Below are 10,081 nucleotides of genomic sequence, written 5' to 3'. Positions count from 1 at the left end.
GCCTGGCATCATTGAGGCGGTTCTCGACGGACGACAGAGCGATGCCGTCACGCTCGCGCGACTTATGGACCCGTTCCCGGTCAGCTGGATCGAGCAAAAGAACACTTTCCTCCGTACCTGATCACCTACTCCATACATCTGACGCCACTGCTGCTATTGCTTCATTGGGCCAAATTGGCCAAAAGTGATGCAGGCATGGGCGAGGAGTCGAATGCAGACATTGAGCGCGAAAGACGCGAAGTACGGATTCGGACGACTGATTGATCTCGCTCGAGCCGAGCCGGTTGCGGTGGCGAAGCACGGCCGGCCCGTCGTCGTCGTACTTGCAATCGAAGAGTATGAGCGTCTGAAGAGGTTGGACGTGCAGGAAAAAAATCTCGCCGGCGAAGCAGCTTCGAATAACGAAGAACAAGGGGGCGGCTGACCGGTATGGACAAGCGAAGCCTCACCGAGCGCGATATCTGCACCAAGTTCATCCTGCCTGCCGTCAAGCGCGCAGGCTGGGACGAGATGGTGCAGGTTCGGGAGGAGGTCTATTTCACCAAGGGACGCATCATCGTGCGCGGCAAGCTGGTGACGCGCGGCAAGGCGAAGAAGGCCGACTTTGTTCTCTACTACAAGCCGAACATTCCGATCGCCCTGATCGAGGCGAAGGACAACTCCCACAGCGTCGGCGACGGCATGCAGCAGGCGCTCGACTATGCCGAAACGCTGAAGATCCCCTTCGTCTTCAGTTCGAACGGCGACGGCTTCGTATTCCATGACCGCACCGGCGCCAGTTCGCCGCGCGAGCTGAACCTTGGTCTCGACGCCTTCCCGTCGCCCGCTGACCTGTGGGCGCGCTATCGCGCCTGGAAAGGACTCGATGGCGAATCTGAAGAGATTGTTCTTCAGGACTATCACGACGACGGCAGCGGCAAGGAGCCGCGTTACTACCAGGTCAACGCGGTCAACGCGGCGATCGAGGCCATCGCCAAGGGCCAGGACCGGGTGCTGCTGGTCATGGCGACCGGCACGGGCAAGACCTACACCGCGTTCCAGATCATCTGGCGCCTATGGAAATCACGGCGCTGGAACCCCGAAGGCAACAAGCGCGTCCTGTTCCTCGCCGACCGTAATGTGCTGATCGACCAGACGATGGTGAACGACTTCCGCCCCTTTGGCGCGGCAATGGCAAAGCTTTCAACCAATGCCAAGACCATCGAACGGCAGGACGGAACCTCGGTCGACCTGACGCTGGCGCTCGACAGGAAACGGCGCATCGACACCGCCTTCGAGGTCTATCTCGGCCTCTATCAGGCGATCACCGGGCCGGAAGAGCGCCAGAAGCTGTTCAAGGAGTTCTCGAAGGACTTCTTCGATCTGATCGTGATCGACGAATGCCATCGCGGCAGCGCCGCCGAGGATTCTGCCTGGCGTGAAATCCTGACCCATTTTTCCGGTGCTACGCAGATCGGCCTGACCGCCACGCCGAAGGAGACGGAATATGTCTCCAATACGGAATATTTCGGCGAGCCTGTATTCACCTATTCGCTGAAGCAGGGGATCAGCGACGGATTTCTGGCCCCCTACAAAGTCATCAAAGTTCACATCGACCGTGACGTAGAAGGCTACCGGCCCGAGAAAGGCCAGCTGGACCGCGACGGCAACGAGGTCGAGGACCGCATCTACAACGCCAAGGATTTCGACCGCACGCTGGTTCTGGACGACCGCACCCTTCTGACGGCGAAGAAGATCACGGCCTTCCTCAAAGAAAGCGGCGACCGCTACCAGAAGACCATCGTGTTCTGCGTCGATCAGGAACACGCAGCCCGCATGCGTCAGGCGCTGATCAACGAGAACTCCGATCTGGTGACCGAGAACGCGCGCTACGTCATGCGCATCACCGGCAGCGACAAGGAGGGTCAGGACCAGCTTGGCAACTTCATCGACCCGGAATCGAAGTGGCCCGTCTTGGTCACGACCTCACGCCTGCTGTCCACCGGCGTTGATGCGCAGACCTGCCGCCTGATCGTGCTCGACCGCGAAATCGGCTCGATGACCGAGTTCAAGCAGATCGTCGGGCGCGGCACCCGCGTGCACGAGGACACCAGGAAGTTCTATTTCACGCTGATCGATTTCCGTGGCGCGACCGCGCATTTCGCGGACCCGGACTTCGACGGCGATCCCGTGCAGATTTACGCGCCAGGCGCGGATGACCCGATGACGCCGCCGGACGAGGAACCAGCAACGCCCGAGGGCGAGGACGCGATTCCGCCGACGCCCGGTGAGGACGAAACAATAGTCGATCAGCCCGGCCTTCCGCTGCCATCGGGCGATCCCGTGCGCAAGATCTACGTCGATGGCGTCGGCGCACGGATCATTGCCGAGCGCGTGGAATACCTCGACGAGAACGGCAAGCTCGTCACCGAATCCCTGCGCGATTTCACCAAGAACGCGCTCCGGAAACGCTTCGCCAGCCTCGACGAGTTTCTGAAACGCTGGAACGCCGCCGAGCGCAAGCAGGCCATCGTCGAGGAACTGGAGGCCGAAGGTTTATCCCTCGATGCCATCGCTGACGAGCTTGGAAAAAATCTCGATCCGTTCGACTTGATCTGCCATGTCGCCTTCGACGCCAAGCCCCTCACGCGCCGCGAACGGGCCGAGAACGTGAAGAAGCGCGACGTGTTCACCAAATACGGGCCGCAAGCTCGTGCCGTCCTTGATGCGCTGCTGGAGAAGTACCGCGACGAGGGCGTCCTCAATCTCGACGACGCTAACGTGCTGAAGGTTACTCCATTCACCGACATGGGCAGCGTCGTTCAACTCATCAACGCGTTCGGCGGCAAGGCGGGCTTCGAAAAGGCCGTCCATGAGTTGCAGGACGCGCTCTACCAGGAGACCGCCTGAACCATGATCGTCCGCACCACCGTAAAATCCATTCAGGACATCATGCGCCAGGACGTGGGCGTCGATGGCGATGCCCAGCGCATCAGCCAGCTCACATGGCTGTTCTTCCTCAAAATCATCGACGATCAGGATCAGGAACTCGAAATCACGCGGGACGATTACCGCTCGCCCATCCCCGAGCGTTTCCAGTGGCGGAACTGGGCGGCAGATCCCGAAGGGATCACGGGACAGGCCATGCTCGATTTTGTCAACGACGAGCTGTTTCCGGCCCTAAAGGGCCTCCAGGTTTCGGCCAAACCGGGTGACCGCCGCCGCGTCGTGCGCGACGTGTTTGAAGATGCCTACAACTACATGAAATCCGGCCAGCTGCTTCGGCAGGTCGTAAACAAGATCAATCAGGTTGACTTTAACAACCTCGACGAACGCCGCCACTTCGGCGAGTTCTACGAGCAGCTGCTCAACGACCTGCAGTCGGCGGGCAATGCGGGGGAGTACTATACGCCCCGCGCCGTCACCTCCTTCATGGTCCATATGATCGATCCGCATCCGGGCGAGACGCTGTTCGACCCAGCTTGCGGCACTGGCGGCTTCCTGACCTGCGCCATACGACACATGGAGGAGAAATACGTCCGCACGCCTGCGCAGCGCGAGACGATGCAGGCAGGGTTGCTTGCTGTCGAGAAAAAGCAGCTTCCCCACATGCTCTGCGTCACCAACATGCTGCTCCACGGCATTGAGGACCCGTCCTTCGTACGCCACGACAATACGTTGGCCCGGCCGTTGATATCTTGGGGTAAGGACGAGAGGGTGGACATTGTTCTCACCAATCCGCCCTTCGGTGGGCGCGAGGAAGACGGAATCGAGAATAACTTTCCGACCTTCAAAACTCGTGAAACCGCCGACCTCTTCCTCGCCCTGATCATCCGCCTGCTGAAACCCGGCGGCCGCGCGGCGGTGGTCCTGCCCGACGGCTCCCTCTTCGGCGAGGGCGTCAAGACCCGGCTCAAGGAGCACCTAATGGAGGAGTGCAACCTCCACACCATCGTGCGCCTGCCGAACTCGGTCTTCCGACCCTACGCCTCGATCGGCACGAACCTGCTCTTCTTCGAGAAAGGCGCTCCCACGCAGGACATCTGGTTCTGGGAGCATCAGGTGCCCGAGGGGCAGAAGGCTTATTCCATGACCCGGCCCATCCGGCTGGAGCATCTGGCCGACTGCGCCGCCTGGTGGGGCGGGCCGCGCCGCGAGGGGCGGGAGGAGACCGAGCGGGCCTGGAAGGTCAGCGCAGAGGAGGTGAAGGCCCGCGGCTACAACCTCGACATCAAGAACCCGCACACGGTGGCCGAAGATCACGGCGACCCTAAGACGCTGCTGGAGGATCTGACGAACGCAGAGGCCGAGGTGGCGGCGCTCCGCGACCAGTTGAAGGCGATCCTGTCAGAGGCGTTGGCGCGATGAACGCGGAACGGCTGCTCGCCCTCTACGAACAGGTCGCCGAGGCGCCCGACGCGGTTCCCCGCATGCGCCGCTTCGTGCTGGACCTCGCCGTGCGAGGGAAGCTGGTGCCGCAAGAGGCGGACGATGAACCAGCGTCGGAACTGCTGAAGCGGATCGCGGCGGAGAAGGCGCGGCTGGTGAAGGCGGGAGAGATCAGGAAGAAGGCTGCGCAGAACCCAAAGATGGTCGAGCCGCCGCACGAGCTTCCCGAGAACTGGCGCTGGGTCGCGCTCGGAACCGTATTCCTTTACGATGCAGGCGCGAAGCGCGAACCCAAGTCGCTGGACCCTTCGCTTTGGCTCCTTGAACTGGAAGACATTGAGAAGGAGACGGGGCGGCTTGTTGCGCGTAGCTCCGTCGCTGACCGCGAGTCGAAGAGCACGAAGTCCGAGTTTCAGGTCGGCGACATTCTCTACGGCAAGCTCCGGCCATACCTGACGAAGGTGCTTGTGGCGGATGCCCCCGGCTATTCGACAACGGAAATCGTGGCAATTCGCCCGTTCCTTCCGCTCTGCTCGGAGTATTGCGCGCTTGCGCTGAGGCGTCCTGATTTCGTGGACTATGTTACCCGCCTCGGCCAAGGCACGAAGATGCCGCGTCTCCGTACGGAGGACGCTGTTGTGTCTCCTTTCCCCCTCCCGCCGCTCGCTGAACAGCGGCGTATTGTGGCGAAGGTGGAGGACCTGATGGCGCTGCTGGACCGGCTGGAGGCGGCGCGCGGGGCGGCCGAGGCCACCCGCGACCGGCTGACCGCCGCCAGCCTCGCCCGCCTGACTGCGCCCGACTTGGATGCCGCCGAGTTCCCGGCCAACGCCCGCTTCGCCTTCGCGGCGTTCCCCACCCTCACATCCCGCTATGACCAGATCAACAGCCTCCGACGAGCGATCCTCCGACTTGCCGCCCACGGCAAGCTGGCGACGCGGGATCCGTCCGATGAACCAGCGTCGGTATTGCTGCAGCGTATTGCTGAAGAGCGTACCGCGCTGTTGGAGGCTGGCTATCCCAATCCCGCAGAAGCCAAGACACAAATTAAAAAGCAGTCGCAGCAGGCGCTGCCTAGCGATCTGCCCCCCATACCCCAAGGTTGGGAGTGGGCGACTCTGCAGCAATGCTCGTTGATGGTCATCGACTGCAAGAACAAAACGGCCCCATATTCTTCAACCGGGATCAGGCTCATTCGAACTACGAACGTCCGGGACGGTGAGTTAAATGCGAACGATCAGAAGTATGTGACTAAGAGCACGTATGAAGCTTGGAGTCTCCGAGCCAAGCCAGAACCTGGCGACATCCTGATTACTCGTGAAGCACCAATGGGAGAGGTTTGCTTAGTCCCGGAGGGCGAACGCATCTGCCTTGGGCAGCGAATGATGCTTGCGAGGCTTGTGCCTGAAACCATCCACCCGGGTTTCTTGCTGTACTCGCTTCGAGATCCCGACTTGATGGCGCGGGTGCAAGACAAGCCTCTGGGTATGACAGTGCAGCACCTGCGCGTTGGCGGTGTCGAGACTTTGCTCATTCCCGTCCCACCTCTTGCTGAACAACACCGGATAGTTGCGAGGGTGGCTGCCCTCATGGCCCTCTGCGACCGACTTGAGGCCGCTCTGCGGGCAGCAGACACTACCCGCGCACGCCTCCTCGAAGCCCTCCTCGCCGACGCGCTGAACCCGGCATCAATGCAAGAGATGGAGGCGGCGGAATGACGGAGCCCCGCCTGTTCAACGTCTATTGCGACGAAAGCTGCCACCTCGAGCACGACGGCGTGCCCGTAATGGCTTGGGGTGCCATCTATTGCCCGGCGGACGCCAGCCGCGCCATTTCCGAAGCAGTGCGGACGCTGAAGGCCGAGCATGGGCTTGCGCATGATTTCGAGGCGAAATGGACAAAAGTCTCGCCAGCCAAGGCTGATTTCTACCTGGCTCTGATTGACCTGTTCTTGAACGATGAGCGGCTTCGGTTTCGTGGCCTGGTCGTCCCGGACAAGGGCTTGCTGGACCACGCGCGCTTCGATCAGTCACACGACGACTGGTACTACAAGATGTATTTCACAATGCTGCGCCCCATCTTCTGCGCACCGCATCGATATCGCATCTACCTGGACGTAAAGGACACACGCGGCGGGCCGAAAACCCGGAAGCTGCATGAGGTCTTGGCCAACAGTCTTTATGACTTCGACCGGGAGGCGATCCAGCGCGTCCAGCAAGTTCGCAGCCACGAAAGCGAGCTCCTCCAGGTCGCCGACCTCGTTATCGGAGCGCTAACGTATGCGAACCGTGGCCTCACAACCAGCCCGGCAAAGACGGCAGTTGCGGCTAGGCTGCGTGAGCGGCTCGGGCAAAATGTTCTGATCCGCACTTCCACGTTCACGGCAACGAAATTCAACATTCTCGTGTGGCGGGCGCGGGAGGCGGCTGGATGAACCCGCCCGAACTACTGCCGTTCGCCGCGTTTGGGGGCGACTGGCCCGCATATGAAGCCGAGCTCCACCGCATCTTCGTCGCCGAGATTGCCAATGGCGGTGTACAGTACGAGGGGCTTCGCGTCGGTTGCCGTCGCCATCCGGAAGCGGCGCGCCGATGGGCGTCGTTTTGGCATCTGGTACAGGAAGGTAGCGTCGAAGATGATCGTCTACCTGATTTGCGTCGCTGCGAGCGGATCCGCTGGGTGCGATGGGTGATCGAGAATGCGGTCGCTCATGCCGAAATCGATGTGTGGCAGAATACCCGCGGCACACAGGTCAACACGCTGCTGTGGTTTCGCGAGGAATACCTCGTCGTTCTCGGGCAGCGCCAAGGCTACTGGCTCTTGAGAACGGCCTATTGCACGGAGAAAAGTGGGCGTATCGCGCAGCTCAGAAAGGAGCGAGATGCGTTCCGCCGCGCCAACCCCTAGAACGGCTGAAGCCGCCCAAGCGAACCAAGGCGGCCTCGAATGCTCCTCCTACACATGGCAGGTGAGACAGTGTGAAAATGGCGCATCTGGGCCTGATTGTCAAGGACCTCCTGCGCCCACCAAGCATGATCCCAGTGCCGGCCTCGAGAAAAGTCGCATCATTTACAATGCCTTAACGATATTTGCTTTGGCGCCTAGGGCCGTCATTCAGCCAGGCAGGGGTAGCGAGTGATGGCCGTCAACCTCGTGATCGCAGTCACAGACGGAGACTGGTTCGAGATGTTGCGCCAGCACCCCAACCTTGGCGAGGTCAACTTCTGGGCACCGTCAGCGGCGAACTTCCGGGCACTTCGACCCGGCGAACTCTTTCTCTTCAAGCTACACGCACCCCGCAACGTGATCGTCGGTGGTGGCGTGTTCACGTACGCCAATGCTCTACCATGCTCGCTGGCCTGGGAGGCTTTTGGCGTTGCGAATGGTGCTCGGTCGGCACAGGAGATGCGAGCCCGTATCGCACGCTATCGCCGGAGCGACCCGTCGGACCGAAGTGACTTTCAAATTGGTTGCCGGATCCTCACGCAGCCGTTCTTCTTCCATGAGACCGACTGGATCCCCGTCCCGCGAAGCTGGGCACCAAATATCGTTTCGTTCAAGACGTACAGCACCGGAGACGCCGAAGGCTTGGCACTGTGGAATGCGGTGAACGACCGAATGAATCGGCAGCAATTTGTCGGTATGGCCGAAGACCAAGCGCGATACGGCGATCCACAGTTAATCCGCCCGCGTCTCGGCCAAGGTGCCTTCCGCGTGCTCGTGACCGACTTATACCAGCGTAGGTGCGCCATAACGCAAGAGCGCACTCTACCAGCTCTGGAGGCGGCTCATATTCGTCCATACGGTGAAGGGGGTGGACACGAAGCCAAGAACGGCCTTCTTCTGAGGCGAGACATTCATAGCCTATTTGACGGCGGGTACGTGACTGTGACCCCGGAGAACCGCTTTGAAGTGAGCCGCAGGATCAGAGAAGAGTTCGACAATGGTCGACACTACTATGAGCTTCATGGCCGGAGTATCTCGCTGCCTACTGACGAGGGCGCCCGACCGGATCCCGCTTTTCTCCAATGGCACAATGAGAACCGGTTCAACGGCTGACAGAATTTGGATGTGGGTTCCGGGCGCCGCCCGGTTGGCTTATCGAAACACAACAGGCTGTGCGCGTCAGAAAATCCTTACCTTTCAGCGCATTGGGCGAATTTCACCAATTCACCGCAGGCAACAGGTCCGGAGAATATCGGCCCTGAGAGACCGCTTCCGGGGCTCTTGGCGGCAGCGCCAGTGCTCAGCCCCTCCTGCATAACCCCCGAAAACAACGGAAAAATCGGGCCGGAGCCAGATCGAGAGAACGCTTTAGCGGGGGCAAGTGGCGGACGGTGAGGGATTCGAACCCTCGAGACGGTTCCCCGCCTACACACTTTCCAGGCGTGCGCCTTCGACCACTCGGCCAACCGTCCGTGGCGGCTCGTCTAGCGCGACGGGCCGGCTTCCGCAAGGCTTCACAGCCGGGAAATCTTCTTCTGCAATTCCGCCAGTTGCCGGCGGATCTCGGCCATGTCCTCGCCCTCGCCGGCCTTCTTGCCGGCCTTGCCCGGCGCCGCGTCGTCATCCAGCGACGGGCCGCTGCTGCCGGCGGTGCTCCAGCCCGAGGCCATCGCCTTCAGGAACAGCTGCTGCTGGCGCTGCAAGGCCTCGAAACCCGGCATCGAGGACATCGGGTTCGGGAAGGTGGACAGGTTTTCCATCATTTTCGACTGGCCCTCGCGCAGCATCTCGAAGCTGGCGGCCAGGAATTGCGGCACGACGGATTGCGCCTGGGTCGTATAGCTGCGCACCAGGTCGACCAGAACGTCGATCGGCAGCACGCTTTCGCCCCGACCCTCATGCTCGGCGATGATCTGCAACAGGTATTGCCGGGTCAGGTCGTCGCCGGTCTTCAGATCGACGATGCGCACCTGGCGGCCGGCGCGAATGAAGCCCGCGATGTCGTCCAGCGTGACATAGTCGCTGGTCTCGGTGTTGTAGAGGCGGCGGCTCGCATAGCGCTTGATCAGCAGCGGGGTCGTGTTCTCGGCCTCAGCCATGGCTCCTCCGGCAATGCATTTGCAGCATGATGGGAAATGGCCCGCGGAAATGCAAAGAAAATCGCCAGGCCGCGCCGCGAGAGGCCCCGCGCGGGCATGAAAAAGGGGGCAGAACCTGCCCCCTTTTCGAACGCAGCCAGACCGGGATCAGACCTTGGCGACGGTCGGGTTGGTCGAGGTCGCTGCGGCGGTGGCTTTCTTCACCGCGGCTTGCGTCTCGCGGGTGGCCTTCTCGGCGGCTTTCTGGGCGTCGGAAGCCAGGTCCTTGCCGGCGGTCAGCATCAGATCGACCGTGTCCATCTGCACTTTCTTCGCCACTTCGGCAAAGGCGGCCATGTGCTCGGCAGCCATTTCGGCGGCGGCCGAAGCGAAGTCGCTGACGGCTTTCGCGTATTCGGCCGGCTCTTCCTTCGAGGCGGTCAGTTCACCCAGGCGGGCGATGGTGTCTTTCGCCCACTGCGACGAGATCTCGGTCGAACGCTCGGCAGCGGCCAGGGCGACTTTCGCCATCTTCTCGCCCAGGGCGGTCTGCGACTTGAAGGCGTCCTGGAAGGACGAGGTGTCGATCGGCAGTTTCGACATCATTTCTTGCATGGTCTTGGTGAAATCGGGGGTCTTGGCCATTTGCTCTCTCCTAGGGCGTGTTAACACTACCCTGCGAACGGTAT

Annotated in this window: 9 protein-coding genes and 1 tRNA gene; 7 read left to right on the top strand and 3 right to left on the bottom strand. The window is 61.3% G+C overall.

The annotated features are described in order from the left end of the window. The first annotated feature begins 211 nt into the window (after positions 1–211). From E3D03_RS19155 to E3D03_RS19125, 7 genes are all read left to right on the top strand, one after another. Entirely contained in the window at positions 212–424 is a 213-nt protein-coding gene (locus E3D03_RS19155) for a type II toxin-antitoxin system Phd/YefM family antitoxin (protein ID WP_263568276.1), read from the top strand. A 5-nt stretch (positions 425–429) separates the two neighbouring features. Next, the gene (gene hsdR / locus E3D03_RS19150; protein ID WP_263568275.1) at positions 430–2,889 is read left to right on the top strand and encodes an EcoAI/FtnUII family type I restriction enzme subunit R; all 2,460 of its coding nucleotides are present in this window, start codon (positions 430–432) and stop codon (positions 2,887–2,889) included. Between the two features lie 3 nt (positions 2,890–2,892). Continuing rightward, positions 2,893–4,347, top strand: a complete 1,455-nt coding sequence (locus tag E3D03_RS19145) for a type I restriction-modification system subunit M (RefSeq protein WP_263568274.1) — start codon at positions 2,893–2,895, stop codon at positions 4,345–4,347. Then, positions 4,344–6,086 (top strand): restriction endonuclease subunit S, encoded by a 1,743-nt coding sequence (locus tag E3D03_RS19140; protein ID WP_263568273.1) that lies wholly within the window; start codon positions 4,344–4,346, stop codon positions 6,084–6,086. Before E3D03_RS19145 ends, E3D03_RS19140 begins: the two co-directional genes overlap by 4 nt. Next, on the top strand, positions 6,083–6,802 hold the full coding sequence (locus tag E3D03_RS19135; protein WP_263568272.1) for a DUF3800 domain-containing protein: 720 nt from the start codon (positions 6,083–6,085) through the stop codon (positions 6,800–6,802). Before E3D03_RS19140 ends, E3D03_RS19135 begins: the two co-directional genes overlap by 4 nt. After that, complete coding sequence (locus E3D03_RS19130) at positions 6,799–7,275, top strand: hypothetical protein (protein WP_263568271.1); 477 nt, start codon at positions 6,799–6,801, stop codon at positions 7,273–7,275. Before E3D03_RS19135 ends, E3D03_RS19130 begins: the two co-directional genes overlap by 4 nt. A 231-nt stretch (positions 7,276–7,506) precedes the next feature. Beyond that, a complete protein-coding gene (locus tag E3D03_RS19125; protein WP_263568270.1) occupies positions 7,507–8,427 on the top strand; it encodes an HNH endonuclease in 921 nt (306 codons plus the stop codon). 269 nt (positions 8,428–8,696) lie between these two features. Here E3D03_RS19125 and E3D03_RS19120 read toward each other — a convergent pair. The 3 genes from E3D03_RS19120 to E3D03_RS19110 form a co-directional block, all read right to left on the bottom strand. Then, a tRNA-Ser gene (locus tag E3D03_RS19120) sits at positions 8,697–8,786 on the bottom strand. 42 nt (positions 8,787–8,828) lie between these two features. Continuing rightward, entirely contained in the window at positions 8,829–9,413 is a 585-nt protein-coding gene (gene phaR, locus E3D03_RS19115; protein ID WP_263568269.1) for a polyhydroxyalkanoate synthesis repressor PhaR, read from the bottom strand. Between the two features lie 147 nt (positions 9,414–9,560). Beyond that, a complete protein-coding gene (locus E3D03_RS19110; protein ID WP_017998347.1) occupies positions 9,561–10,037 on the bottom strand; it encodes a phasin family protein in 477 nt (158 codons plus the stop codon). Positions 10,038–10,081: the final 44 nt, after the last annotated feature.

Source organism: Paracoccus sp. DMF, from assembly GCF_004407025.1.
Classification (GTDB): Bacteria; Pseudomonadota; Alphaproteobacteria; order Rhodobacterales; family Rhodobacteraceae; genus Paracoccus; species Paracoccus aminovorans_B.
This window is presented reverse-complemented; position numbering and strand designations above follow the sequence as displayed.

Excerpts from the sequence above, each read along its gene's own strand:
- phaR (WP_263568269.1), bottom strand. The coding sequence starts at position 9,413 with ATGGCTGAGGCCGAGAACACGACCCCGCTGCTGATCAAGCGCTATGCG.
- E3D03_RS19155 (WP_263568276.1), top strand. The coding sequence starts at position 212 with ATGCAGACATTGAGCGCGAAAGACGCGAAGTACGGATTCGGACGACTG.
- E3D03_RS19145 (WP_263568274.1), top strand. The coding sequence starts at position 2,893 with ATGATCGTCCGCACCACCGTAAAATCCATTCAGGACATCATGCGCCAG.
- E3D03_RS19110 (WP_017998347.1), bottom strand. The coding sequence starts at position 10,037 with ATGGCCAAGACCCCCGATTTCACCAAGACCATGCAAGAAATGATGTCG.
- E3D03_RS19130 (WP_263568271.1), top strand. The coding sequence starts at position 6,799 with ATGAACCCGCCCGAACTACTGCCGTTCGCCGCGTTTGGGGGCGACTGG.
- E3D03_RS19125 (WP_263568270.1), top strand. The coding sequence starts at position 7,507 with ATGGCCGTCAACCTCGTGATCGCAGTCACAGACGGAGACTGGTTCGAG.
- E3D03_RS19140 (WP_263568273.1), top strand. The coding sequence starts at position 4,344 with ATGAACGCGGAACGGCTGCTCGCCCTCTACGAACAGGTCGCCGAGGCG.
- hsdR (WP_263568275.1), top strand. The coding sequence starts at position 430 with ATGGACAAGCGAAGCCTCACCGAGCGCGATATCTGCACCAAGTTCATC.
- E3D03_RS19135 (WP_263568272.1), top strand. The coding sequence starts at position 6,083 with ATGACGGAGCCCCGCCTGTTCAACGTCTATTGCGACGAAAGCTGCCAC.